Origin of the sequence: Microtetraspora sp. NBRC 16547 (assembly GCF_030268965.1) — a bacterium.
Taxonomy (GTDB): Bacteria; Actinomycetota; Actinomycetes; order Streptosporangiales; family Streptosporangiaceae; genus Microtetraspora.
On the sequence record NZ_BSSE01000004.1, the window covers coordinates 128,547 to 153,398 of the forward strand.

Genomic DNA, 24,852 nt, shown 5'->3' on the forward strand with positions numbered 1-24,852 from the left:
AGAGGCACTCTGGTCAACAGGGGAGTCTTTATGGTTCACTCAACGGACCATTTTCCCTTTCCGGAACTTCCCCTGTTAGGAGTGCCTCGTGGAGGTGTCCTTCTCCCCGCACGCGCCCACCGAGGTCGACGCCGACCTCCTCGTGCTGCCCGCGTCCGCCGGCGCGGACCTGGGTTTCGAGCTCGATCGCGCCGGGTTCGCCGGACGGCCGGGCGAGGAGCTCCTGGTGCCGCGCCGGGCGGGTGACCCGTTCCAGGCGGGAGCGGTCCTGCTGGTGGGCCTGGAGCCCGACGCCGACGAGCGGGCCGTACGGCGGGCGGTGGGGCACGCGGCGCCCAGGATGGCCGGGTTCGCCACGGTCGCGGTCGCGCTGCCGCACCCCGGAGCGGTCGTCGAGGGCGTCCGCCTCGGCGGCTACCGGTTCGACGGATACAAGAGCGCCCCCGAGGGCCGGGCCGTCGAACGCCTGATCCTGCTGGCCCCCGAGGACCTGGACGCGGTCGCGCGGGCCGAGGCGGTGGCCGACGCGGTGACGTTCACCCGCGATCTGGTGAACACCCCCGCCGGCGACCTGGTCCCGATGACGCTCGCCCGGCGGGCCGTGGAGATGGCCGAGGAGTCGGGGCTGGAGGTACGCGTCCTCGCCGCCGATGAGCTGCGCGAGGGCGGCTTCGGCGGCATCCTCGGCGTCGGCGCGGCCAGCGCGAACCCGCCGTGCCTGATCGAGGTGAGCTACCCCGGCGACGGGAAGAGCGGGGTCGTCGGCCTGGCGGGCAAGGGCATCACCTTCGACGCGGGCGGCCTCGGGATCAAGAGCCAGAAGGCCATGGCGACGATGAAGAGCGACATGGCGGGCGGCGCCACGATGCTGGCGGTCGTCCGGGCCGCGGCCAGGCTCGGCCTGCGCACCGGCGTCGTCGCGGTGGTCCCCGCGGCCGAGAACATGGTCAGCGGGTCGGCCACGCGTCCCGGCGACGTCCTGCGGCACCGCAACGGCGTCACCACGGAGGTCGTCGACACCGACGCCGAGGGGCGGCTGGTCCTGGCCGACGCTCTGGCCTACCTGGCCGAGCGCCGGCCCGACGCGATCATCGACGCGGCCACCCTCACCTACTCGGTCATGCACGCGCTCGGCGAGGACATCACCGGCATCCTCGGCAACGACCGCGCGCTGCTCGGCGCGCTGACGGAGGCGGGAGAGGCGGCCGGAGAGCCGCTCTGGGAGATGCCGATGTGGCGTCCCTACCTGGAGCGGATCAAGTCGGACGTGGCCGACTTCAAGAACGACGGAGGCGCGCACGCCGACGTGATCCTGGCCGCCCTGTTCCTGGAGAACTTCACCGGCGGCGTCCCGTGGGCGCACCTGGACTTCGCGACCACGGCCTACCTCGACAAGGCCACCGACCTCGGCCCGGCGGGAGCCACCGGGGCGATGGTCAGGACCCTGATCGGCTATCTCGAGAGTCGTTGAGTCCGCGCTCCAGCATCGCCCGCATCATGTCGGCGGTCAGCGTGAAGTGGCGCTCCGCGATGGACCCGGCCCGTTCGGCGTCCCTCGCGGAGATCGCCTCGTACATGGCGCGGTGCTCGCTCAGCGCCTGCCGGTAGGTCTCCGGGTCGTCCTCGCCGTACGGCTCGGTCGGGAAGCCGAGGCTGACCCGCATCAGCAGGTCGCGGGTGAGCGCGTTGATCTGGGGGTTGCCCGCGGCCGTGACCACGGCCGCGTGGAAGGCCGCGTCGGCCTCCTGCTCCTCGCGGAGGCTGGACGCCCCCGCGTAGGCGTCGAGCGCGCTCCGCATCGCGCTCAGGTCCTTGTCCGTACGGCGGAGCGCCGCGGCCCTGGCCGCCATGCCCTCGACGAGCCCGCGCAGGTCGAAGAGCTGCTCCAGCTCCGGCCAGCGCGGCACCAGCGTGCGCCGGACGGCCGCGGCGGTCGCCTCGGTCCAGCTCGTGCGGACGTAGGCGCCGCCGGTGCGGCCGCGCCTGATCTCGACGATGCCGACGGCCTGCAGCCGTCCGATCGCCTCGCGGATCGTGGCGCGGCTGACGTCGAGCAGGGTCGCCAGCTCCCGCTCGCCGGGTAGCCGATGGCCCGGAAGGTAGTCGCCGATCGCGATGGCGGTCATGAGGCGGTCGGCCACCTCGGTCGCCACGGACGGCACCCGGACCGGGCCGAGCACGCCCGTCGGCCGGCCGCCGTCGAGCACCTGGCCGAGGACACGGGTCAGATCGTCCGCCGGGGGAGCGGTGCCCGGCGCCGGCCGGGTGAGCTGCTGCGGCTGCTGCTGGTGCGTCGGCGGTGGTTCCTCGGCCGGGGTCCGGGAGCTCAGGGAAAGGTCCTCTCTGGGAGTGTGACGTGAACCGCACCTTACCCAAGCGGCCGATTTCAAAAAAGGTCTTGTGTCCAGGCCATTTATCCATATGCTGTCCAGACAACGGACATCTGTCTCATCTGGCGACATCTCGTCTCCCCCGTATCCCCCTGGAGGTTGTGCGTTGGCCATTCCCGAACCGACCGCTCACGGGCTGGCTCCCTTCGGCGAGTGGCAGACCTGGTACCGCGTGACCGGCGACCTCGCCTCCCCGAAGGCGCCCCTCGTGGTGCTGCACGGAGGACCGGGCGCGGCCCACGACTACACCCTCCGGATCGCGCGCCTGGCCGAGCGGGATCGGGCCGTCGTCCACTACGACCAGATCGGCGTGGGCCTCTCCACCCACCTGCCGGAGAAGGGCGCCGACTTCTGGACCGTCCAGCTCTTCCTCGACGAGCTGGACAACCTGCTGGCCCACCTGGGCATCGCCGGGCGGTACCACGTGCTCGGCCAGTCCTGGGGCGGCATGCTGGCGGCGGAGCACGCGGTGCGCGTGCCGTCCGGGCTGCGGAGCCTGGTCATCGCCAACTCGCCGGCCTCGATGGGGCTGTGGCGCGAGGAGTGCGACCGGCTGCGCTCCGAGCTGCCCGCCGACGTGGAGCGCGCGCTGCGCGAGCACGAGGCGGCCGGCACCACGGACAGCCCCGAGTACCGGGGGGCCGAGAAGGTCTTCAACGCGCGGCACGTCTGCACGATCGTGCCCAACCCGCCGGAGGTCCTCGCCAGCGACGCCAAGACCCTCGCCGACCCGACGGTGTACCACACCATGAACGGGCCCAGCGAGTTCCACGTCGTCGGCACCCTGAAGGACTGGTCGGTCATCGACCGGCTCGACAGGATCGCCGTTCCCACCCTGCTCGTCTCCGGTCGGCACGACGAGGCGACCCCTCGCACCGTCCAGCCCTTCGCGGACCACATCCCCGACGTCCGCTGGGAGCTGTTCGAGCACTCCAGTCACATGCCGCACATCGAAGAGGAAGAGCTCTACCTCCAGATCGTCGGCGACTTCCTCGACTCCACCGACTGATCGTGAGGGATCCCCGTATGAAGCGCATCACCGCCATCGCCGGAGCCGCACTGCTGGCCGTCGGCGTCGCCGCCTGCTCGGGAGGCGGCGCCGCCCCGGGCACGGACACAGCCGCGGGTCCGGACACGGCGTCGCAGCCGGCCCAGGCCGCCGCCGGATTCCAGGAGCAGCACAAGGGAGGCACGCTCCGCCTGCTGGCCAAGTCGGGTGACGGCACGCTCGACCCGCACATCAACTACAGCAACGGCAACTGGCAGGTCTTCCAGGCGGTCTACGACGGCCTGGTCTCCTTCCGGAAGGTCGGCGGGAAGTCGTCGTACGACATCGTCCCCGACCTCGCCGAGGAGATGCCGCAGGTCAGCGCGGACGGCAAGACGTACACCTTCAAGCTGCGTCAGGGCGTCAAGTTCGCCACCGGCGACCCGGTCACGGTCGACGACGTCGTGGCGTCGTTCCAGCGGATCTTCCGCGTCTCCGGCCCGACGTCCGGCACGTTCTACTCCGGGATCGCCGGGGGCGCCGACTGCGTGAAGAAGCCCGCGGGCTGCACCCTCGACAAGGGCGTCGTGGCCGACGAGGCGGCGAACACGATCACGATCAACCTCGTCGAGGCGGACTCGGAGTTCCTGCAGAAGCTGGCCCTCCCGCACGCCGCCGTGCTGCCGAAGGGCACCCCCGACAAGGACCAGGGCACGACTCCGATCCCGGGCACCGGGCCGTACAAGGTGGAGTCCTACAACCCGAACAAGATGATGAAGCTGGTCCGCAACCCTCACTTCACCGAGTGGTCGCGTGACGCGCAGCCGCAGGGCTACCCCGACGAGATCGACTACAACTACGGCCTCACCCCGGAGGGCGCGGTCACCGCGGTCCAGAACGGCCAGGCCGACTGGATCTTCGACCCGCTGCCCGCGGACCGGCTCACCGAGATCGGCACCCAGTACGCGCAGCAGGCGCACGTCAACCCGCTCGCCGCCTTCTGGTACATCCCGCTCAACGTCAACATCGCGCCCTTCGACAAGCCGGAGGCCAGGGAGGCGCTCCAGTGGGCGTTCGACAAGAACGCCCTGGTGAAGATGTTCGGCGGCGCGAACGTGGCGCAGCCGGCCTGCACGATCCTGCCGCCGGCCTTCCCCGGCCACGCCGACTTCTGCGACTTCCCCCAGCAGGACCTGGCCAAGGCCACCGAGCTGGTCCAGAAGTCGGGCACGGCGGGCCAGGAGGTCTCCGTCGTGGTCTCCGACGACGACGTGAGCAAGCAGATCGGCGAGTACGTCCGGAGCACGCTCGAGCAGATCGGCTACAACGCCAAGCTGAAGGTCATCTCCACCAACATCCACTTCACCTACATCCAGAACACCAAGAACAAGGTCCAGCTCAGCGTCTCCCAGTGGTACGCCGACTACCCGGCGGCCTCGAACTTCATCAACGTCCTGCTCTCCTGCGCCTCGTTCCGCGAGGGCAGCGACGCCAGCATCAACATCTCCGGCTTCTGCGACAAGGACGTCGACGCCAAGATCGCCGAAGCGATGAAGCTGGACCAGACCGACCCCGCCGCCGCGGGCAAGCTCTGGGGCGAGCTCGACAGGGAGCTCATGAAGCAGGGCCCGATCGTCCCGCTCTTCAACCCCAAGCAGATCGACTTCGTCTCCAAGAACGTCGGTAACTACCAGTTCCACGCGCAGTTCCACGCGCTGCTCGACCAGATGTGGGTCAAGTGACCAGCGCCGCCCCCACCACCGCTCCGGCCGCCGCCCCCCAGCCGGCCGTGCAGCCGGCCCGGCCGTCCGCCGGGCCGTGGCGGCGGGCCCTCGGCCGGCTGAGGCACAACCGGTCCGCGATGATCGCCGGAGCCGGTCTGCTGCTCATCGTGCTGGCCTGCCTGCTCGCCCCCGTCTACGCGAACGTGATCGCGCACACCGACCCCTTCACGTCCAACGCCTCGGGCACCGCGATCGTGAACGGACAGCGGGTGCCGGTACTCGCCCAGAGCACGGAGGGCCTCGGCCTGGGCGTCACCCCGATCGGCCCCACCTGGGACCCGGGCAACTACCTGCTCGGCGCGGACAACCAGGGCCGCGACGTCATGGCCAGGCTCCTGTACGGCGGCCGCAACAGCCTGCTCATCGGCGTCTCCTCGGCGGTGCTGTGCTGCGGGCTCGCCACGGTGCTCGGCGTGCTCGCCGGATACTTCGGCGGCTGGATCGACGCGGTGCTCTCCCGCTTCTTCGACGTGATCTGGGCCTTCCCGGTCTACCTGCTGGCGATCTGCCTGTCGGTGGTGCTGCTCACCAGCGGGCTGCACCTGGGCCCGATCCACATCGACGCGGGCAGCCTCGCGCTCCCCGTCGTCATCATCGCGCTGATCTACGTGCCGTACGTGGCCAGGCCGCTACGCGGCCAGGTGATGGCGCTGCGGAACAAGGAGTTCCTGCACGCGGCGGTCGGCCTCGGCGCGTCCGACCTGCGCGTCATGCGCCGCGAGGTGCTGCCGAACGTGCTGCCCACGGTCGTGGTGTTCCTGCCGCTGATGACCGCGCTCAACATGCTGACGGAGTCGGCCCTGTCGTTCCTGTCGGTGGGCGTGCAGTCCCCGGACGCGAGCTGGGGGACGATCATCAACGACGGCCTCGCCCTGCTCTACACCCGGCCCACGATCACGATCGCGGCCGGCCTGTGCGTCGGCCTGACCGCCGTCGCCCTCAACGTTCTCGGCGACGGCGTGCGCGACGCTCTCGACCCGAACGCCCGGCTGCGAGGAGGCGCCTGATGGTCGGCTACATCCTGCGCCGCTTCGGCGCCGCCGTGCTCGTCCTGTTCGCGATCAGCGTGCTGGTCTTCCTCATCTTCTTCGCCACCCCCGGCGTGGACCCCGCCGCCCGCATCGCGGGCAAGAACGCCGACCCCGCCACGCTGGCGCAGGTGCGGGCGTCCTTCGGGTTCGACCGGCCGCTGCCCGTGCAGTACGCGCTGATGATGAAGCACCTGTTCATCTCCCACGACCTGACCTCGTTCGTGAACCGCGGCACGCTCGTGATCCCGCAGATCATCGAGGCGATCCCGGTCACGCTCTCGCTCGTCGTGGGCGCGGCCGTGATCTGGATGGTCCTGGGCGTGGCCATGGGCACCCTCGCCGGCGCCATGCGCGGCACCCTGGTCGACCCGCTGGTCATGCTGCTGGGCGTCTTCGGCGTCTCCCTCCCAGTCTACTGGCTGGGTGAGGTCGTCAACCTGATCACCCAGAAGCAGCTGCACGACTCGGTCTTCTCCTGGGTGCCGCCGCTGGGCTACGTGCCGCTGTCCGAGGGCGTCGGCCAGTGGGCGCTGCACCTGCTCTTCCCCTGGCTCACGCTGGCTCTGCTGTACGCCGGGATCTACGCCAGGCTGCTGCGCGGCGAGCTGATCAACGCGCTGAACGAGGACTACGTCCGTACGGCCCGGGCCAAGGGCCTGTCGGAGCGACGGGTCCTGATCAAGCATGCGCTGCGCTGCTCGCTGATCCCGATCGTGTCGCTGTTCGGCCTCGACTTCGGGGCGCTGGTCGGCGGGGCGGCGCTGCTGACCGAGGTGGTCTTCGGCCTGCCCGGGGTCGGCAAGCTCACCTACCAGGCGCTGCAGAACCTCGATCTGCCCGTGATCATGGGCACCGTCCTGTACGCCGCCTTCTTCGTCGTGCTGGCCAACGCCGTGGTGGACGTCCTGTACGCCCGGCTCGACCCGAGGGTGCGCCGTGCCTGAACCACTGCTTGAAGTCAGTGACCTGAGGATCCGCTTCGGCGACTTCACGGCCGTCGACGGACTGTCCTTCTCCGTGCGGCCCGGCGAGGTACTGGGCGTCGTGGGGGAGTCGGGTTCGGGCAAGAGCGTGTCGATGCTCGGCGTGCTCGGCCTGATCCGCACCCCGGGTGCGCGGATCACCGGAAACGTCGTCTTCCGCGGCCGGGACCTGCTCACGGTGAAGGACGCCGAGATGCGCGCCATCCGGGGACGGGAGATCGCCATGATCTTCCAGGACCCGATGACCGCGCTCACCCCCGTGTACACGATCGGCTGGCAGATCGCCGAGCAGATCCGCGCCCACGAGAAGGTCTCCAAACGCGCGGCGCGCGACCGCGCGATCACACTCCTGGGCGAGGTCGGCATCCCGGCCCCCGAGCAGCGGGTCGACGCCTACCCGCACGAGTTCTCCGGCGGCATGCGCCAGCGGGCCGTCATCGCGATGGCCCTGTCCTGCAACCCCGCCCTCCTCATCGCGGACGAGCCGACGACCGCGCTGGACGTCACCACGCAGGCGCAGATCCTCGACCTCATGCGCCGTCTGCGCACCGAGTACGGCTCCGCCGTCGTGATGATCACCCATGACATGGGAGTGGTGTCGGAGATCGCCGACGAGGTCCTGGTCATGTACGGCGGGCGGGCCGTCGAACGCGGCACCCGCCGTCAGGTCTTCCACGCCCCCCGCCATCCCTACACCTGGGGCCTGCTCGACTCCGTACCCCGCGTCGGCGGTCCCCGCGCGCGCCGCCTCCCCACCATCCCCGGAACCCCGGGGGCGGCGGAGCGGGGCTGCCCGTTCGCCGACCGCTGCGTCCACCGCTTCGACGCCTGCGCCGAGGTCCCGCCGCTGACCGAGCCCTCGACCGGGGAGTCCGGTCATCTCGACGCCTGCTGGCTGCCAGAAGAGAAGAGGTCGCGATGAGCACTCTGCTTTCGGCCACGGACGTGGTCAAACATTTCCGCGCGGGCGGCGGCCGTGCCGTACAGGCCGTCAACGGGGTCTCTTTGGAGGTCATGAGCGGCGAGACGCTCGGCGTGGTCGGCGAGTCCGGGTGCGGCAAGTCCACGCTCGGCCGCTGCCTGGTCAGGCTGACCGACCTCACCTCGGGCACGGTGGAGTTCCAGGGGCAGGACATCACGACCCTGTCGCGCCGCGGGCTCCGCCCGCTGCGGCCGGCCATGCAGCTCGTCTTCCAGGACCCCTACGCCTCGCTCAACCCCCGCCGCACGGCGGGCGACGCGGTCGCCGAGCCGCTGCGCATCCACAAGTACGGCGACGCGGCGGCGATCAGGAACCGGGTCGCCGAGCTGTTCGACCTGGTGGGTCTGACACGGGCGCACCTGGACCGCTACCCCCACGAGTTCTCCGGCGGGCAGCGCCAGCGCATCGGCATCGCCCGCGCCATCGCGCTCAACCCGAAACTGGTCGTGGCCGACGAGCCCGTCTCCGCGCTGGACGTCTCGGTGCAGGCGCAGGTGCTCAACCTCTTCGCCGACCTTCAGGAGGAGCTGGGCCTCACCTACGTCTTCATCGCGCACGACCTCGGCGTGGTCCGGCACGTGTCCGACCGGATCGCGGTGATGTACCTGGGCGAGGTCGTGGAGGTGGCCGAGGCGGAGGAGCTCTACGCGGCGCCCGCCCACCCCTACACGAACGCCCTGCTGTCGGCCGTACCGGAGATCGACGACGGCTCGGGAGCGCCCCGCCGTGAGCGCGTCGTGCTCACCGGGGACGTCCCGAGCCCCATCGATCGGCCGAACGGCTGCTCGTTCCACCCGAGGTGCCCGGCGGCCCAGGCGCGCTGCCGTACCGAACGTCCGGCTCTGCGCTCCGTCGCGGGCCGCCAGGTGGCCTGTCACTTCCCGATCTCCCCGGGAGCGGTCGCCGGGGAGTGACCCGTCGGGCGGGTGTTCAGGTGGATGTTCGGGTGGATGTTCAGGCGGGGGTCAGCGCTCCTGAGGGCTGGGTCCCGGTCGGGGCGTCGCCGCCGTCCCCTCCGCCGCCGCCGTCGTCACCGTCGCGGTCCGGGCCCGTGCCGGTCTCCTCGTCCAGCAGGGTCGTCTCGTCGAACGGCACCTGGCCGGCCAGGACCCGCGCGGCCCGCTCGCGGTCGAACTCGCCGGTCCAGGTCCCGATCAGCACGGTGGCCACCGCGTTGCCCGCGAAGTTCGTCAGCGCGCGCGCCTCGGACATGAAGCGGTCGATGCCGACGATCAGGCCGACGCCGTCCACCAGGTCGGGCCGGTGCGACTGGAGGCCGCCGGCCAGCGTGGCCAGGCCCGCGCCGGTGACGCCCGCGGCGCCCTTCGACGCGATGATCATGAACACCAGCAGCGAGATCTGCTCGCCCAGCGACAGCGGCGCCCCGGTGGCGCTGGCCACGAACAGCGTGGCCATGGTCAGGTAGATGGCGGTCCCGTCGAGGTTGAACGAGTACCCCGTGGGCACGGTGATGCCGACCACCGGGCGGCTCACCCCCAGATGCTCCATCTTCGCGATCAGCCGGGGCAGGGCCGACTCCGAGGAGGACGTCGAGAGGATGAGCAGGAACTCCCGCCCGAGATACCGCAGCAGCGCGACGACGTTGACCCGCGCGACCACCCAGAGCAGCGGCCCCAGCACGATGAAGACGAACAGCACGCAGGTCGCGTAGAACCCGGTCATGATGACGGCGAGGCTCGTCAGCGCGTCCACGCCGGTCGCCCCGACCACCGCCGCCATCGCGCCGAAGGCGCCCACCGGCGCGGCCCACATGATCATGGCGAGGATGCGGAAGACCAGCCGCTGGATGTGCGTGATCCCGGCCAGGATCGGCGCGGCCCGCCCGCCCATGGCCTGCAGCGCGAAGCCCGCGAGCAGCGCGACGAGCAGCGTCTGCAGCACCTGCCCCTCGGTGAACGCCGACACGAGCGTGGTCGGGATGATCCCCAGGAGGAACGACGTGGTATCGCTCTCGCCGCCCTTGGCCGCCTCGGTCTCGGCGGCCTTGCGCAGGTCGTCGGTCAGCGCGAGGCCCTCACCCGGATGCAGCACGTTGCCGACGAGCAGGCCGATGGCCAACGCGACCGTGGACATCACCAGGAAGTAGCCGACGGCGAGCCCGCCGACCTTGCCGACCCGGGCCGCCTGGGTGACGGAGCCGACCCCGAGCACGATCGTGCAGAAGATGATGGGGCTGATCATCATCTTGATCAGGCCCACGAAGGCCGTGCCGAGCGGTTTCAGCTCCTTGCCCAGCTCGGGCGCGAGAAGGCCTACGGCGATCCCGGCCAGCACGGCGACGATGACGGCGACATACAGGTACCGGGTGCGGTCCCGGCTCACCTGCGGCGTGGATGCGGCCACGCGACCCCCTTTGTGCGGGAAGAGGTCCAGAAAAGACTTTCGGTGGCGTGACTATGCGCCGGGGGTGTGACGTCGGTCACTATTGCGTACATTTCGTTCATTACCGAAACGACCTCGCAGGAGTGAGACGAGACCGATGACGAGGACATCGCCCCGCAAACGATGGAGCCTCGCCCGGCAGATGCTGCTGCTCCAGACCGTGGTCGTCGGCGTCACGGTGGCGGCGGGCACCGCCTTCGTCTTCGCCCACACCCGCGACCTGCTCACCGACGAGGCGACGCGGGTCGCCCGCTCGGTCGCGATCAGCGTCGCCGACTCGCCGTCAGTCCTGTCCGCCGTCGGCGGTCAGGATCCCTCCGGCGCGCTCCAGCCGTACGCCGAGCAGGTCAGGCAGGAGGCCGGCGTCGACTTCATCACGATCATGGACACCTCCGGCCGCCGGTACACCCACCCCAACCCGAGCCGGATCGGTGGCACCTTCCTCGGCACCATCGGCCCCGCGCTGGCCGGCCGGACTTTCACCGAGACCTACACAGGCACGCTCGGCCCCTCGGTCCGCGCCGTCACGCCGGTACGGGACGCCGACGGCGAGGTCCGGGCGCTGGTCAGCGCCGGGATCACGCTCGACAAGATCAGCGACCGGTTCCGCGACCAGGTCACCGTGGCGGGACTGACCGTCCTCCTCGGCATGTCCGTCGGAGGGGCGGGCACGGCCCTGGTGGGCGCCCGGCTGCGCAGGCAGACCCGGGGACTGGCCTCGGACGAGCTGAGCCGCATCTACGAGCACCACACCGCGATCCTGCACGCCGTACGCGAGGGCCTGCTGCTGGTCGACGACGACCGCACGCTGACCCTCTGCAACGACGGCGCGCGGACGCTCCTCGACCTTCCCGCCGATGCCGAGGGCCGCGAGGTGACCGAACTCGGCCTCGACCCGGCCTTCACCGCGATGCTGCGGGCGGGGGAGCGCCGCACCGACGAGATCCACCTGACCCGGGACCGGGTGCTCGTGGTGAACGCGGCGCCGGTGCGGTCCGGCCGGAAGTCGCTCGGCATGGTCGTCACCCTGCGGGACCACACGGAGCTCCAGGCGCTCAGCGGCCAGCTCGACGCCGTCCGCGGCTTCGCCGAGTCGCTGCGCTCGGCGGCGCACGAGTCGGCCAACCGGCTGCACACCGTGGTCACGCTCGTCGAGCTGGGCCGGGCCGAGCAGGCCGTCGAGTTCGCCACCGCGGAGCTGCGCGCCGCCCAGCAGCTCGCCGACCGCGTGGTCGGGTCCGTACGGGAGCCCGTGCTCGCGGCACTCCTCCTCGGCAAGACCGCGGAGGCGGCCGAACGCGGCGTCGAGCTGTCCATCAGCCCGGACAGCGAGCTGGACGACGTCGACCTGGACGGCCGCGACCTGGTGACGATCCTCGGCAACCTCATGGACAACGCGGTGGAGGCCGCGATGACCGGCGCCCCGCCCGCCCGCGTACGGGTGAGCCTGACCATGGACGACGGCGACTGCGTGCTGCGCGTCGCCGACAGCGGTCCCGGCCTCGGAGCCGAGGACGCGGCGGCCGCGTTCCGGCGCGGATGGACCACCAAAGGGAACGGGCGCGGCCTCGGCCTCGGCCTCGCCATGGTGGGCCAGGCCGTCCACCGCCTCGGCGGCACGATCGACGTCGCCCACGAGGGCGGAGCCGTCTTCACCGTACGGATCCCGCTGCCGGAAGGGGGCGGAGCGTGATCTCGGTGCTGGTCGTCGAGGACGAGGAGGTCGCCGCGGAGGCGAACCGCCTCTACGTGGAACGGGTGCCCGGGTTCCGGGTCGCGGGCGTGGCCCGCTCGGGAGGGGACGCGCTGCGGTTCCTCCGCCGCGAGCGCGTGGACCTGCTGCTGCTCGATCTGCATCTGCCCGACATGCACGGTCTGGAGGTCTGCCGGCTGCTCCGCGCGGCCGGGGTCTCCTGTGACGTCATCGCCGTGACCTCGGCCAGGGACCTGTCCGTGGTCAGGTCGGCCGTCTCGATCGGCGTGGTGCAGTACCTCCTGAAGCCGTTCACGTTCGCCCTGCTGCGCGAGAAGCTCCAGCAGTACGCGCTGTTCCGTTCGTCCGTCGAGGGAGGCGGCGAGGTGAGCGCGCAGAGCGAGGTCGACCGGGCGCTGGCCACGCTGCGGGGCACCGCACGATCCGCGCTCCCCAAGGGGATGTCCCACGCGACCCTGGAGGCCGTCGCGGGCGAGCTCAGGAAGGCGCGCGCGGGGCTGTCGGCGAACGCCGTCGGCGAGGCGATCGGCGTGTCCAGGGTGACCGCCCGACGCTATCTGGAGCATCTCACCGAGACCGGGATCGTCCGGCGCGTCCCGCAGTACGGAGGGGTGGGACGCCCCGAGTGGCTCTACCGGATGACCGAGAAGCCGACAACGTGCTACTAAACGGGACGCGCCGGGCGGTACATAGAGATACCGCCGCCGTGAAACTCGTCGGAAACGCGGTCAGCCCGGACCCGCGTCCCGCTGTCAGCCCATCCCGGCGTACTGGCGAGGCCGCAGCGCCTGGGCGCGCAGCGCGGCCAGCGCGGCGGCCCGCCCCACGGCGGTGAGCTGCCACGGTGAGCGCCACGAGCAGCCGGTGCGCAGGTCGAGGGCGTCCAGGCGGCGCTGGAGCTCGCCCAGCGGGGCGGACAGGTCGAGCGGCACCACCCGCGCCCCCGCCGCCGACCGCCAGCCCTCGCCGTTGACGACCTCCAGGATCCGGTCCCGCAGCTCCTCGTACGGCAGGGCGGCGCCGTCGGCGAGCAGCATCAGCGCCGCCTCGCGCACGGAGATCTCGAAATCGTGCTCGCCCTTGGCCGGCGCGAGCAGCGCGTTCGTCGCCGCCGTCCACAGGCTCTCCGGCTGCCGGGCCAGGCCGCGCCCGGCCGGGGTCAGCACCAGCTTCCGGCCCGTACGGCGCAGCGCCCGCAGATCGTGGACGGCGATCTCCCTGAGCGTGGTCAGCGTGGGCACGTCGGCCTCGCCGCGGATGGAACCGGTCGTCATGGCGTCCCACCCGAACCGGTCGACGGACTCCGTCACCATGGCGCGGGAGACGTTGAACTTCTCGGTCAGCTTCACACCCTCGACGGCCATGCCGAGCAGCCACCACAGCGGCTCCAGGTGCGGCTCCGCCGGGGCGGGGATGGGCGCGTGCAGCCGCACCTCGAACGGCTGGGCCAGCTCCCGGCGGGCGTTGCCGCGGCCGAGGACCCAGCGGTTCAGCCGCTCCCCGTGGACGCGGTTCAGCCAGCAGTCGCCGCCGAGCTCGGGCCGGGGAGAGGTGAGCCAGCGCCGGGTCAGCGCCTCACGGTCGCCCGGCTCGCCGGACATGATCGCCAGCTCCAGCGCGGCGGCGCACGCGACGTGCGCCCCCAGCTCCTCCGGCCCCATGATCGAGCTCCAGGCGAGCTCGGCGATGTCCGGCGGCAGCACGCCGGTGGCCTCCAGCGCCTGCTGGTAGGCCGCGGACCCGGCCTCCTCGCCGTCCCGGGCGTACGCCCGCAGGATCTGGGCGGTCGTCTGCGAGTCGCACAGCGCGGCGTAGCGGTCCATGCCGCCCAGCCGGAGCAACTGCCCGAGCGCCCGCGCGATCACCTGGCGGTCGCCCGTCACCTTGACCGGCAGCGTGTACCACAGGAACTCGCACACGTCGAGCTGGCTGATCGTCTCCAGCGCCTCACCGCCCGTCAGCCACTCGACGGCGACACGGGCCGGTTCTGCGGCCTGCGGCTCGGAGCGCTCCAGCTCGGCGAGAAGCGCGGCCACGTCAGGTGCGGGCATGACTCGCAGTCTGCCGTATTGCGCCCATCGTCCGCGACGACCCATGGTCACGCGCCACCACCCCCTGGGACCAACCATACGAGGGCCTAGATCCAGCCCTTCGCGCCGCCGAAGAGCATGCGGGCGAGCCAGTCCGGGTACGGGATGACTTCGGCGGCGATGACGGGGTAGAGCCAGGCGAAGTTCGCCAGCGCGAGCAGCGCGAAGACGCCGACGCCCACCGCCCCGGCCAGCCGCCGCCGTTGCGGCGCGTCCGCGGGCCCCAAGATCAGGCCGCAGGCCAGCACGATCGCGAGGATCATGAACGGCAGCAGCGGGATCGCGTAGTACAGGAACATCGTCCGGTTGTCGACGATCGCGTAGTAGAACCACGGCAGCCAGCCCGCGGCGTACGCCAGCAGCACCGCGCCGGCTCGCCAGTCACGGGTCGCCACGTACCACGCGATCATGCCGATCAGCGCGGCCAGGGCGCCGTACCAGATCACCGGAGTGCCGGTGCCGAGAATCGCCTGCGAGCAGCTGGCGGCGCCGCAGCTCGTGGGCGTCTCGTAGAAGAACGCCACCGGCCGCAGCAGCAGGGGCCAACTCCACGGTTCCGACTGGTAGTTGTGCGGGGTCGACAGGTTGGTGTGGGAGCCCAGCATCTGCAGCTGGTAGCCCACCCAGGAGCGCATCGAGTCCACGATGAAGAAGACCGGCCCCTGCGAGGTGGCCTGGTCCCAGTGCCGGTCCCACCCCTTGTCGGTGAAGAACCAGCCGCCGAACGAGACCACGTAGGTCACGAGCGGCACCAGGCCCATCCACACCGCCGCCAGCGGCAGCTCCAGCCGGAAGGTCTCGCGGTACGGCCGGCGCAGGCCCGTGGCACGCCGGGCGCCCGCGTCCCAGACCAGCGACATGATCGCGAAGGCGGCGATGAAGAAGATCGCCGTCCACTTGGTCGCCAGGCCCGCGCCCAGGCACAGCCCGGCCGCGAGCCGCCACGGACGCCACCCGAGCCGGGGGCCGGCGTCGAGCGAGGCGGCGGACTCGCGCCACTCGACCAGGGCCTGCCGCGTCCGGTCCCGGTCGACGACCAGGCAGGCGAAGCCGGCCAGGACCCAGAACATCAGGAAGATGTCCAGCAGCGCCGATCGGGACAGCACGAAGTGCAGCGCGTCCAGGGAGAGAAGGAGGCCGGCGAGACAGCCGAGCAGGGTGGAGCGGGTCATCCTGCGGGCCACCCGGGCGAGGATGAGGATCGACAGCGACCCGATCACCGCGGCGGCGAACCGCCAGCCGAAGGGGTTCAGCCCGAAGAGCGACTCGCCGATCCCGATCATCCACTTGCCGAGCGGCGGGTGCACCACGTACGCGGCGCAATCGCTGACCTGCTCACATGTCTTGAAGATGTCGGTGCTGCCGGAGATCATCAGCTTGTCGGCGTTCTCGACGAACTGCCGCTCCGCGCCGTACTTGATGGTCGCGAAGGCGTCCTTGGCGTAGTACGTCTCGTCGAAGACGACCGCCTTGGGAGTGGCCAGGTGATAAAAGCGCAGGAACGCGCCGAACACTGTCACGATCAGCGGGCCGAGCCAGCCCCACAGGACGCTGCCGGGCATCGGAGGCACCAGCCGTTCACGCAAGGACATCCGCGAAGCGTCGTCATGCGCCCCGTCGGCATGCTCGAACGCCTGCTGGGAGAAGTCTGTCACGGCCACCTGGACAGACTACTGTCGAGTCTCTGTCGCGACCATGAAGTTCAGGTCGATTAGCGGCATCCAAGTCTTCAATGATGAACGTTTCATATGGTGGGATACGTGCTAATTCTGGCGGGAGCTCCGATCGGCCAGGTGGGGGACGCCTCTCCGCGACTGCGGGAGGCGTTGGAGACGGCCGGTGTGATCGCGGCGGAGGACACGCGGCGGCTCAGACGCCTCGCCTCCGATCTCGGCGTGACCGTGACCGGACGGGTGGTCTCCTACTACGACGCCAACGAGGCCGCGCGCTCCAAGGAACTCCTGGAGGAGCTGCTCCAGGGTGAGACCGTGCTCGTGATCACCGACGCCGGGATGCCGGGGGTCTCCGACCCGGGATACCGGCTTACCCGGCTCGCCGTGGACGCGGGCGTCCGCGTCACCGCGCTGCCCGGCCCGTCCGCCGTCACCACCGCTCTGGCGATCTCGGGCCTGCCCAGCGACCGGTTCTGCTTCGAGGGCTTCCCGCCGCGCAAGCCCGGCGAGCGGTCCCGGCGGCTGGCCGGCCTGGCCCGCGAGGAGCGCACCATGGTGTTCTTCGAGGCGCCGCACCGCCTGCACTCCTGCCTGTCCGCCATGGCCGAGGCGTTCGGCGCCGACCGCCAGGCCGCCGTCTGCCGCGAGCTCACCAAGACCTACGAGGAGGTACGGCGCGGCACCCTGGCCGAGCTGACCGAATGGGCCGCGGGCGAGGTCAGGGGAGAGATCACCCTCGTCGTCGCCGGACACGCCCCCGAAGCCGTCGAGCCGGACCTCGACGACCTCGCCGACGAGGTCGCCCGGCGCGAGGCCACGGGCGTTCCCCGCAAGCAGGCCATCGTCGACGTCGCGAAATCCGCCGGGATCTCCAAGCGCGACCTCTACAACCACATCCACGGCGCCTGATCGCCGGGCCTCCGCCCGCCGGCTACGCGGCGGGCGTGGACTTCCCGCGCGGCAGTCGTACGTGCCTGAGGGAGATGGCGGCGGCGATGCAGGCGAGGGGGACGGCGGGGAGCAGGTAGCGGTAGTCGAACTCCGCCGTCGCCGCCGGGGCCAGGATGAGTCCCACCGCGCCGAGCCAGGGCAGCAGCACCGGGCCGCCCAGCTTGCGCCAGCGGACCGCCACGCCGTAGAGGCCGGCCAGCAGGAGCAGGCCGAGCACGGTGCCCGGCAGCCGCACGACCTTCTGGTAACCGATCATGATGTCGGACCACGGCTTCACCTCGCGCGTGGCGGCCGGGCCGTTCTCGTACCGCTCGGCGTCCCGGTCCGTCTGGCCGAGATAGGACGTCCAGGAAGGCAGCTTCTGCGTGTAGTAGTTGCCGAACTGGTACTGCAGGTACGTCTTGGCGTCCGGGAACAGCGGGCGCCCCCAGCCGAAGGCGCGGAAGAAGTCCTTGGCCACGGCGGCGAGGTAGTCCCCGGGCTGCGAGAGGATCGCCTTCTTCGCGAACGCGCTCGCGTTGGCGTTGATCTCCGGGGTGAACTTCATGCCCGAGCCGAACACGTGGAGCTGGTTCTGGTCGTCCCACCACAGGTACGCCTGTGCCGTACGGCCCCGCTCGGCCGGCGGCGTGTTGATGCACAGGAGGGCGAGCTCCAGCTCCTCGCGCTTGTCGAGGTTCATCTTGTGGCAGTCGGCGAAGAGCGCGGTCCGCATGTAGAGGATCACGCCGTCGCTGTTGGTCATCGCGAACTGCCCGTTGACCGCCTTGAACCACCCCATGTACGCCAGGACGGGCAGCGCACAGGCTGCGATCATCGCGAAGATCGGCTTCCACCCGGCCCGCTTGACCAGCAGGTAGACCACGACCAGGGCGAGGATCGGCAGGCCGATGCTGCGCGTCAGCGCCGTCAGCGCGAGCAGCGCCCCGATGACGGCTCCCATCCGCCAGGACATCGTCCTGTGCCACAGGACGAGCGTGATGACGGCCACGACCAGCAGGGTGAACATCGAGTCCGACATGATGAGCTGTTCGAGCTGGATCTGGTACGCGTCGAACAGCACCGGCGCGGCCGCGAGGGTCGCCCCCCAGCCGGGCAGACCGAATTTCCTGGTCAGCAACACGTAGATCAGCACGCCCGCGGCCAGGCCCATCAGGTGCTGGGTGAACACGACGAACGCGAAGCTGTGCACCGGCTTGAGCAGCAGGAGCCAGAAGCCGTAGCCGTCCGGGCGGATCGGATGCGGCCGCGGGTGCAACGCCACGGAGACGTAGTCGTAGGAGTCGTTGAACCACATGGCGGGGCCGAAACCGAGCATGGTGACGACCCGCAGGAGTGCCCCGAGTCCCAAGGCCACCGCGAACACCCGGTGGCGGGCGAGCACCGCCAGAAGGCGCTTCCACCTGCCAGCAGGGGGGGCGTCTAATGCCGAAGGCTCCGCAACCGCGACCATGGTTACAGAATGCCAGCCGTTTCGGTGACTTGCCCCGGGCACCTCCGGACAGAGGGCATCATGGTTGACTACTTAGGGCGATCACAAATGTAGACGAAGGGTTGCGACATGGAACTGACCGTAGTCATGCCCTGCCTCAATGAGGCCGAGACCGTCGAGACATGTGTCCGCAAAGCACTTGCCTGCATGCGTGAGAACGGCATCGACGGTGAAGTCGTGATCGCCGACAACGGAAGCACCGACGGGTCGCAGCAGCTCGCCCGCGACGCGGGCGCGCGCGTGGTCCACATCGACGCCAAGGGGTACGGCAACGCCCTCATAGGCGGCATCCGGGCCGCCCGCGGCAAGTACGTGATCATGGGCGACGCGGACGACTCGTACGATTTCACCAATTTAATGCCGTTTGTTGAGGAGTTGCGGGCCGGCGGTGAGCTGGTCATGGGCAACCGGTTCAGGGGTGGGATCGCCCCCGGCGCGATGCCCCCGCTGCACCGCTACCTCGGCAACCCGGTCCTGTCGTTCATCGGCCGGCTGTTCTTCCCCAGCGCCATCGGCGACTTCCACTGCGGGCTGCGCGGCTTCCGCCGGGACTCGATCCTCCGGCTCGGCCTGCAGACCGGTGGCATGGAGTTCGCCTCCGAGATGGTGGTCAAGGCCACCCTGCAGGGGCTCGACGTCCGCGAGGTGCCCACGACGCTCTCGCCCGACGGCCGCTCCCGCCCGCCGCACCTGCGCTCCTGGCGGGACGGCTGGCGCCACCTGCGCTTCCTCATGCTGTACAGCCCGCGGTGGCTGTTCTTCATCCCCGGCATGGCGCTCATGGCCATCGGCCTGATCATGGGCGCGGCGCTGACTTTCGGCCCCGTCTACATCGGCAAGCTCGCCTTCGACGTCGACACCCTGGTCGGGGCGTCCGCCATGGTGGTGATCGGCTTCCAGGCGGTGCTGTTCGCCCTGTTCACCAAGGTGTACGCCGCCGAGGAGGGCTTCCTCCCCGAGGACAGACGCGTACGCAAGCTGGTGGACATCGTCAGCCTGGAGAAGGGCCTCGTCGCGGGCGGCCTGCTCGCCCTCGGCGGTCTCGTCGGCCTGGTCGCGTCGCTGGCCCACTGGGGAGGCAGGGGCTTCGGCGAGCTGATCCCGGCCGAGTCGCTGCGCCTCGTCGTGCCGTCGGCGACCGCGTTCGTCATGAGCTTCCAGACCATCTTCGCGTCGCTGTTCATCAGCATCCTCGGCATCCGCCGTTCGAAGGAGACCCCGGCCGACATCGCCGCCTCCGCCGCCGAGGAGGCGGCCGAGGCCGTCACCCGCGCGTCCGCCGCGGAGCAGGCCGCTGGCTCCGCCGAGATCGACACCCGCGAGTCCGCCCGGCCCGGCGCCTAGCCACCGCGCCCCCCGCCCGGCCGATCAGGATCGGCCGGGCCCGCGATCGGCGGCCCTGTAATCGGTTCGAGACGCTGCGCCGAGGGCTCTAGTCTTGGAGCCATGTCCCAGCACATCTTGACCGCCGTCGCGTGGCCCTACGCCAACGGCCCTCGCCACATCGGGCACGTCTCAGGGTTCGGCGTGCCGTCCGACGTCTTCAGCCGCTACCAGCGGATGGCGGGCAACAAGGTGCTGATGGTCTCCGGGACGGACGAGCACGGCACGCCCATCCAGGTCCAGGCCGACAAGGAGGGGCTGACCGCCCGCCAGCTCGCCGACCGCTACAACCGGGTGATCGCCGAGGACCTGACCGGCCTCGGCCTTTCGTACGACCTGTTCACCCGGACCACCACCGGCAATCACTACGCCGTGGCGCAGGAGATCTTTCTCGGGCTGTACAAAAACGGCTACATCTTCCCCAAGACCACGATGGGTGCCATCTCCCCGTCCACCGGGCGCACCCTCCCCGACCGCTATATCGAGGGCACCTGCCCGATCTGCGGATACGACGGGGCACGCGGTGACCAGTGTGACAACTGCGGCAACCAGCTCGACCCGATCGACCTGATCAACCCGAAGTCCCGCATCAACGGCGAGTCCCCGGCGTTCGTCGAGACCGAGCACTTCATGCTCGACCTGCCCGCGTTCTCCGAGGCGCTCGGCACCTGGCTGCAGTCCAAGCAGGGCGAGTGGCGGCCCAACGTGCTGAAGTTCTCGCTCAACCTCCTCGGCGACCTCCAGCCGCGCGCGATCAGCCGCGACCTCGACTGGGGCGTGCCGATCCCGCTGGACGGCTGGCGCGACCGGGGCGACAAGCGGCTCTACGTCTGGTTCGACGCCGTCATCGGCTATCTCTCCGCCTCCATCGAGTGGGCCAAGCGCAGCGGCGACCCGGACGCCTGGCGTCAGTGGTGGCAGAACCCCGACGCCCGCGGTTACTACTTCATGGGCAAGGACAACATCGTCTTCCACTCCGAGATCTGGCCGGCGATGCTCCTCGGCTACAACGGCGAGGGCGCGCGGGGCGGCGCGGTCGGCTCCCTCGGCAAGCTCTCCCTGCCGTCCGAGGTGGTGTCGAGCGAGTTCCTGACGATGGAGGGCCGCAAGTTCTCCTCCTCCCGCCAGATCGTGATCTACGTCCGCGACTTCCTGGCCCGATACTCCGCCGACGCGCTGCGCTACTACATCGCGGTCGCCGGCCCGGAGAACCAGGACACCGACTTCACCTGGTCCGAGTTCGTCAACCGCAACAACGGCGAGTTGGTGGCGGCCTGGGGCAACCTGGTCAACCGGTCGATCTCGATGGCGGCGAAGAACTTCGGTGCGATCCCGGAGGCGGGCGACCTCACCGACGCCGACCGCGCCATGCTGGAGCTGTCCAGGAACGCCTTCCCCAAGGTCGGCGCCGAGCTCGGCCGGTCCCGGTTCAAGAACGCCGTGACCGAGGCGTTCGACGTGGTCCGCGAGGCCAACAAGTACCTCGCTGAGCAGGAGCCCTGGAAGATCAAGGACGACCCGGAGCGGCAGAAATCGATCCTGCACGTCGCGCTCCAGGTCGTGGACGACGCCAAGACGATGCTCACGCCGTTCCTGCCCACCTCGTCCAACAAGATCTTCCAGATGCTCGGCGGCGAGGGCGTCTGGACCGGCATGCCGGAGATCCGCGAGGTCAACGAGGACGGCGGCCCCGACTACCCCGTGATCACCGGTGCGTACGACGAGGGCGCCGCGCGCTGGGAGCACAGGCCGATCCAGGCGGGTGTCCCGCTCGCGCCCCCGACCCCGTTGTTCGCCAAGCTCGACCCCAAGATCGTCGATGAAGAGCTCGCCCGGCTTGGCGACTGATCAGGTAGGAGATCCACGCCCGATGTCCCGGGAAGCGCCCGCGATGCCCGAGCCGCTGGCCGCGGAGGTGTTCGACAGCCACTGTCACCTCGACATCATGGTGGGCGACCGCACGGCGTCCTCCGGCGATCCGGTCGCGCTCGCCGCGCAGGCCGCGGGCGCGTCGGTCGAGGCCATCCTGGCGGACGCCCGCCAGGTCGGCGTGACCCGACTGGTGACGATCGGATACGACCTGCGCTCGTCCCGCTGGGGCGCCGAGGTCGCCCGGGAGCACGACGGCGTCTACGCGGGCGTGGCCATCCACCCCAACGAGGCCCACGCCGCCACGCCGGAGGCGCTGGCCGAGATCGAGGAGCTGGCGCGGCTGCCGCACGTGCGGGCCGTGGGGGAGACCGGGCTCGACTACTTCCGCGACTGGGCCTCCCGCGACGACCAGCACGCGAGCTTCCGGGCGCACATCGAGATCGCCAAGCGGACCGGCAAGGCGCTGGTCATCCACGACCGTGACGCCCACGACGACGTGCTCGGCGTCCTCGCTGACCAGGGGGCGCCGGACATCGTGGTCTTCCACAGCTTCTCCGGCGACGGCGAGATGGCCAAGAAGTGCTCCGACGCCGGATATTTCATGTCTTTTTCCGGTCCGGTGACGTACAAGAACGCCGGATATCTCCGCGAGGCGGCACGGGTGGCTCCCGCCGAGCTCATCCTCGTGGAGACCGACGCGCCCTACCTCCCGCCGACCCCGCACCGGGGCAAGCCGAACGCGCCCTACCTGATCCCGCTGACCCTGCGCTGCCTGGCCGAGGTCAGAGGTACGGACGTCGCCGACCTCGCCGGGACCATCATGACCAACGGTGAGACCGCCTTCGGCGCGTGGTGAGCCCGCTCCGCCATCCCATGAGCCCGTGCGCGGGCGAGCCGGACGGCAAGAGGACATGCTCCGATGCCGGACACTGGATGCCATGAGTTTGCTCGGGCCTGTCGAAGTACGCGCGCTGGCGGAGAAGCTGGGCATCCGGCCGACCAAGAAGCTCGGGCAGAACTTCGTGATCGACGGCGGCACCGTCCGCCGCATCGTCAGGGTCGCCGAGGTGACCCCGGACGACGTGGCCATCGAGATCGGGCCGGGGCTCGGATCGCTCACCCTCGCCCTCCTCCCCGAGGTCGCCCGGGTCGTGGCGGTCGAGATCGACCCAGTGCTCGCGGACCAACTCCCCGCCACCGTCGCGGACATGGACCCCGAGCACGCGGACCGGCTGTCCGTCGTCCACGCCGACGCGCTCAAGGTGGGCGCGGACGACCTGCCCGCGCTGCCCACCGCGCTCGTGGCCAACCTGCCCTACAACGTCTCCGTGCCCGTGGTGCTGCACCTGCTGGAAACCCTCCCGTCCCTGCGCCGGGGGCTCGTCATGGTCCAGTCCGAGGTCGCCGACCGGCTCGCCGCGACCCCCGGATCGCGGATCTACGGCATCCCCTCGGTCAAGGCCGCCTGGTATGCCGACGTGCGCCGCGCCGGACCGGTCGGCCGCAACGTCTTCTGGCCCGCGCCCAACGTCGACTCCGGCTTGGTCTCCCTCGTCCGCCGCGACCCCCCGGAGACGTCGGCGACCCGCGAGGAGGTCTTCGCGGTCGTGGACGCCGCCTTCGCGCAGCGCCGCAAGACCCTGCGCGCCGCCCTGGCCTCTTGGGCCGGTACGGCCGCCGCCGCCGAAGAGGCCCTGCTCCGGGCCGGCGTCCAGCCGTCCGCGAGGGGTGAGCAACTCGGCGTCGTCGACTTCGCCCGCATCGCCGAGAACCGCCCCGGCCGGTAGTGTCCTGCGCCTGAATTCGTCGGCAATATCGGGCGAGGGTTCGAGGATCTCCTGTTTCACACGAACGGCCGGGGTTTGCGGCCGAAGTCCCGCCAGATCCGCCCGGTCGTGGACGTGGACAAGCCGCTGCGCCGGGAGCGAGGTAATCTGGCAAACGGCCAGAATAATCTGGCCGTTTGCCAGTAGTGTACGCAGCGTGATCACGATGTCACGCATGCCCCTGTTGAAGGATTCCGGCATGCAGCAACCGCCGCCCCCGATTTTCCCCGTCTTCCGATCGCGGATCATGTGCGCGGTCTTGACCCGGACGTACGTGGGTAACGGGGAGTACTCTGTAGGTGATCTTGCCACGGCAGCCGGTACCGACAGCGGCACCATGGCCCGTGAAGTCGCTCGGCTGGAGCAGGCGGGGGTCCTGGCCAGTCGCAATGTGGGGCGTACCAAGTTGGTTCGAGCCAACGACAGAGCCCCCTTTCACGGTCCGCTGCGCGATCTCATCACGATCACCCTCGGGCCTGTCCAGGTACTCGCCGAAGAGTTGGCCGATCTCGCGGGAGTCGAGGAAGCCGCTGTATTCGGCTCTTGGGCGGCACGCATGCTCGGAGAGACCGGCCCCGCGCCGATTGACATCGACCTTCTCGTCATCGGCCGTCCGGATCGTGACGACCTCCATGAGGCCGCGGCACGTGCCGGTTCGCGGCTGGGGCGTGAGGTCAACACCGTGGTAATCGCTCCCTTACGGTGGGAGGCGGACGAGGACGGATTCATCCGGGAGCTTCGCGCCCGCCCACAGGTTGCGGTACCGATTCATGGTGGGGATGTCGGGTGACGAGCTGGGCACGTGGGCGGGACGAGATCGTCGGCATGCTTCAGCGTCGCGAACTCACCCAGGTGGTGGCGGATCCCGAGCTCGCCGGACGGTTGATCTCCACTGCTCGGCAGCATCTGGTCAGCGCCGAGACGCTCGCCGGAACGGACCCGTATCTCGCTTATGCGGCTTTACATGACGCGGTTCGAAAGGCGCTGGCGGCGCTTCTCCAGGTCCAGGGCCTGCGGGCGACGACGACCGGCGGACATCTGGCAGTCCAGCATGCTGCGCGCGCGCAGTTCGGCGCGACCATGGGATCCATCCTCCGGCCGGTTGACCGGATCCGCACGACTCGTCACGAGGGCGAATATCCGACTCCGACGACTTGGATCGATGAGGACACCGTACGGGACGATCTCTCTGCGGCAGCCGCCATCGTGGACGCAGCCGACAAAGTGCTGCCACATCTCCCGGTATTCATCGCTTAAGCCGCTTTCTCGCCATTTATCGCCTGGCAAGGT

At 70.3% G+C, this 24,852-nt stretch carries 21 protein-coding genes; 16 read left to right on the forward strand and 5 right to left on the reverse strand.

All coding sequences use genetic code 11. The features are described from left to right. Window positions 1-88: 88 nt before the first annotated feature. Window positions 89-1,471 (forward strand): leucyl aminopeptidase, encoded by a 1,383-nt coding sequence (locus QSK17_RS08015; protein WP_285703880.1) that lies wholly within the window; start codon window positions 89-91, stop codon window positions 1,469-1,471. Here the strand turns inward: QSK17_RS08015 and QSK17_RS08020 are convergent. Further along, the gene (locus tag QSK17_RS08020) at window positions 1,437-2,207 is read right to left on the reverse strand and encodes a FadR/GntR family transcriptional regulator (RefSeq protein WP_285703882.1); all 771 of its coding nucleotides are present in this window, start codon (window positions 2,205-2,207) and stop codon (window positions 1,437-1,439) included. The genes QSK17_RS08015 and QSK17_RS08020 overlap by 35 nt on opposite strands. Window positions 2,208-2,496: 289 nt before the next feature. Between QSK17_RS08020 and QSK17_RS08025 the strand changes: the two genes are divergently transcribed. Genes QSK17_RS08025 through QSK17_RS08050 form a run of 6 tightly spaced genes read left to right on the forward strand, consistent with a single transcriptional unit; the run spans window position 2,497 to window position 9,072 of the window. After that, window positions 2,497-3,399, forward strand: coding sequence for a proline iminopeptidase-family hydrolase (locus QSK17_RS08025; RefSeq protein ID WP_285703883.1), 903 nt, complete (start codon window positions 2,497-2,499; stop codon window positions 3,397-3,399). Window positions 3,400-3,416: 17 nt separating this feature from the next. Further along, a complete protein-coding gene (locus tag QSK17_RS08030) occupies window positions 3,417-5,120 on the forward strand; it encodes an ABC transporter substrate-binding protein (RefSeq protein ID WP_285703884.1) in 1,704 nt (567 codons plus the stop codon). Then, window positions 5,117-6,169, forward strand: coding sequence for an ABC transporter permease (locus tag QSK17_RS08035; protein ID WP_285703885.1), 1,053 nt, complete (start codon window positions 5,117-5,119; stop codon window positions 6,167-6,169). Before QSK17_RS08030 ends, QSK17_RS08035 begins: the two co-directional genes overlap by 4 nt. After that, window positions 6,169-7,137, forward strand: a complete 969-nt coding sequence (locus tag QSK17_RS08040; RefSeq protein ID WP_285703886.1) for an ABC transporter permease — start codon at window positions 6,169-6,171, stop codon at window positions 7,135-7,137. Before QSK17_RS08035 ends, QSK17_RS08040 begins: the two co-directional genes overlap by 1 nt. After that, window positions 7,130-8,098, forward strand: a complete 969-nt coding sequence (locus QSK17_RS08045) for an ABC transporter ATP-binding protein (protein ID WP_285703887.1) — start codon at window positions 7,130-7,132, stop codon at window positions 8,096-8,098. The genes QSK17_RS08040 and QSK17_RS08045 overlap by 8 nt, the downstream gene beginning before the upstream one ends. Continuing rightward, window positions 8,095-9,072, forward strand: coding sequence for an ABC transporter ATP-binding protein (locus tag QSK17_RS08050; protein ID WP_285703888.1), 978 nt, complete (start codon window positions 8,095-8,097; stop codon window positions 9,070-9,072). The genes QSK17_RS08045 and QSK17_RS08050 overlap by 4 nt, the downstream gene beginning before the upstream one ends. A 40-nt stretch (window positions 9,073-9,112) precedes the next feature. Here the strand turns inward: QSK17_RS08050 and QSK17_RS08055 are convergent, their stop codons facing one another. Next, window positions 9,113-10,522 carry a cation:dicarboxylate symporter family transporter gene (locus tag QSK17_RS08055; RefSeq protein WP_285703889.1) on the reverse strand — a complete coding sequence of 470 codons (1,410 nt, stop codon included), beginning with the start codon at window positions 10,520-10,522 and terminating at the stop codon, window positions 9,113-9,115. Between the two features lie 136 nt (window positions 10,523-10,658). Here QSK17_RS08055 and QSK17_RS08060 point away from each other — a divergent pair, with 136 nt between their 5' ends. After that, window positions 10,659-12,254 (forward strand): sensor histidine kinase, encoded by a 1,596-nt coding sequence (locus QSK17_RS08060; protein ID WP_285703890.1) that lies wholly within the window; start codon window positions 10,659-10,661, stop codon window positions 12,252-12,254. Next, complete coding sequence (locus tag QSK17_RS08065) at window positions 12,251-12,943, forward strand: response regulator (RefSeq protein WP_285703891.1); 693 nt, start codon at window positions 12,251-12,253, stop codon at window positions 12,941-12,943. Before QSK17_RS08060 ends, QSK17_RS08065 begins: the two co-directional genes overlap by 4 nt. 84 nt (window positions 12,944-13,027) lie before the next feature. Here QSK17_RS08065 and QSK17_RS08070 read toward each other — a convergent pair whose 3' ends face one another. Continuing rightward, window positions 13,028-14,326: a hypothetical protein gene (locus QSK17_RS08070; protein ID WP_285703892.1), complete on the reverse strand. Its 1,299-nt coding sequence runs from the start codon at window positions 14,324-14,326 to the stop codon at window positions 13,028-13,030. Window positions 14,327-14,412: 86 nt separating this feature from the next. After that, complete coding sequence (locus tag QSK17_RS08075; protein ID WP_352231779.1) at window positions 14,413-16,026, reverse strand: dolichyl-phosphate-mannose--protein mannosyltransferase; 1,614 nt, start codon at window positions 16,024-16,026, stop codon at window positions 14,413-14,415. An 87-nt stretch (window positions 16,027-16,113) separates the two neighbouring features. Between QSK17_RS08075 and rsmI the strand changes: the two genes are divergently transcribed. Next, the gene (gene rsmI / locus QSK17_RS08080; RefSeq protein WP_502889163.1) at window positions 16,114-16,947 is read left to right on the forward strand and encodes a 16S rRNA (cytidine(1402)-2'-O)-methyltransferase; all 834 of its coding nucleotides are present in this window, start codon (window positions 16,114-16,116) and stop codon (window positions 16,945-16,947) included. A gap of 22 nt (window positions 16,948-16,969) precedes the next feature. Here the strand turns inward: rsmI and QSK17_RS08085 are convergent, their stop codons facing one another. Continuing rightward, a complete protein-coding gene (locus QSK17_RS08085) occupies window positions 16,970-18,442 on the reverse strand; it encodes a hypothetical protein (RefSeq protein WP_285703894.1) in 1,473 nt (490 codons plus the stop codon). A gap of 108 nt (window positions 18,443-18,550) precedes the next feature. On the opposite strand from QSK17_RS08085, the gene QSK17_RS08090 reads away from it, so the two are divergent. The 6 genes from QSK17_RS08090 (at window position 18,551) to QSK17_RS08115 (ending at window position 24,819) form a co-directional block, all read left to right on the forward strand. Further along, entirely contained in the window at window positions 18,551-19,825 is a 1,275-nt protein-coding gene (locus QSK17_RS08090; RefSeq protein WP_285703895.1) for a glycosyltransferase family 2 protein, read from the forward strand. 102 nt (window positions 19,826-19,927) lie between these two features. Continuing rightward, entirely contained in the window at window positions 19,928-21,712 is a 1,785-nt protein-coding gene (gene metG, locus QSK17_RS08095) for a methionine--tRNA ligase (RefSeq protein WP_285703896.1), read from the forward strand. 22 nt (window positions 21,713-21,734) lie between these two features. Beyond that, entirely contained in the window at window positions 21,735-22,592 is an 858-nt protein-coding gene (locus QSK17_RS08100; RefSeq protein WP_285703897.1) for a TatD family hydrolase, read from the forward strand. Window positions 22,593-22,674: 82 nt separating this feature from the next. Next, entirely contained in the window at window positions 22,675-23,523 is an 849-nt protein-coding gene (gene rsmA / locus QSK17_RS08105) for a 16S rRNA (adenine(1518)-N(6)/adenine(1519)-N(6))-dimethyltransferase RsmA (RefSeq protein ID WP_285703898.1), read from the forward strand. 214 nt (window positions 23,524-23,737) lie between these two features. Beyond that, a complete protein-coding gene (locus QSK17_RS08110; protein WP_285703899.1) occupies window positions 23,738-24,352 on the forward strand; it encodes an ArsR family transcriptional regulator in 615 nt (204 codons plus the stop codon). Beyond that, a complete protein-coding gene (locus QSK17_RS08115) occupies window positions 24,349-24,819 on the forward strand; it encodes a hypothetical protein (RefSeq protein WP_285703900.1) in 471 nt (156 codons plus the stop codon). Before QSK17_RS08110 ends, QSK17_RS08115 begins: the two co-directional genes overlap by 4 nt. Window positions 24,820-24,852 lie beyond the last annotated feature (33 nt).

Bases quoted from the DNA above. Each gene is read 5' to 3' on its own strand.
- QSK17_RS08030 (WP_285703884.1), top strand. From the start codon at position 3,417: ATGAAGCGCATCACCGCCATCGCCGGAGCCGCACTGCTGGCCGTCGGC.
- QSK17_RS08040 (WP_285703886.1), top strand. From the start codon at position 6,169: ATGGTCGGCTACATCCTGCGCCGCTTCGGCGCCGCCGTGCTCGTCCTG.
- QSK17_RS08050 (WP_285703888.1), top strand. From the start codon at position 8,095: ATGAGCACTCTGCTTTCGGCCACGGACGTGGTCAAACATTTCCGCGCG.
- QSK17_RS08060 (WP_285703890.1), top strand. From the start codon at position 10,659: ATGACGAGGACATCGCCCCGCAAACGATGGAGCCTCGCCCGGCAGATG.
- QSK17_RS08070 (WP_285703892.1), bottom strand. From the start codon at position 14,326: ATGCCCGCACCTGACGTGGCCGCGCTTCTCGCCGAGCTGGAGCGCTCC.
- rsmI (WP_502889163.1), top strand. From the start codon at position 16,114: ATGGTGGGATACGTGCTAATTCTGGCGGGAGCTCCGATCGGCCAGGTG.
- QSK17_RS08085 (WP_285703894.1), bottom strand. From the start codon at position 18,442: ATGGTCGCGGTTGCGGAGCCTTCGGCATTAGACGCCCCCCCTGCTGGC.
- QSK17_RS08090 (WP_285703895.1), top strand. From the start codon at position 18,551: ATGGAACTGACCGTAGTCATGCCCTGCCTCAATGAGGCCGAGACCGTC.
- metG (WP_285703896.1), top strand. From the start codon at position 19,928: ATGTCCCAGCACATCTTGACCGCCGTCGCGTGGCCCTACGCCAACGGC.
- QSK17_RS08100 (WP_285703897.1), top strand. From the start codon at position 21,735: ATGTCCCGGGAAGCGCCCGCGATGCCCGAGCCGCTGGCCGCGGAGGTG.
- rsmA (WP_285703898.1), top strand. From the start codon at position 22,675: ATGAGTTTGCTCGGGCCTGTCGAAGTACGCGCGCTGGCGGAGAAGCTG.
- QSK17_RS08110 (WP_285703899.1), top strand. From the start codon at position 23,738: ATGCCCCTGTTGAAGGATTCCGGCATGCAGCAACCGCCGCCCCCGATT.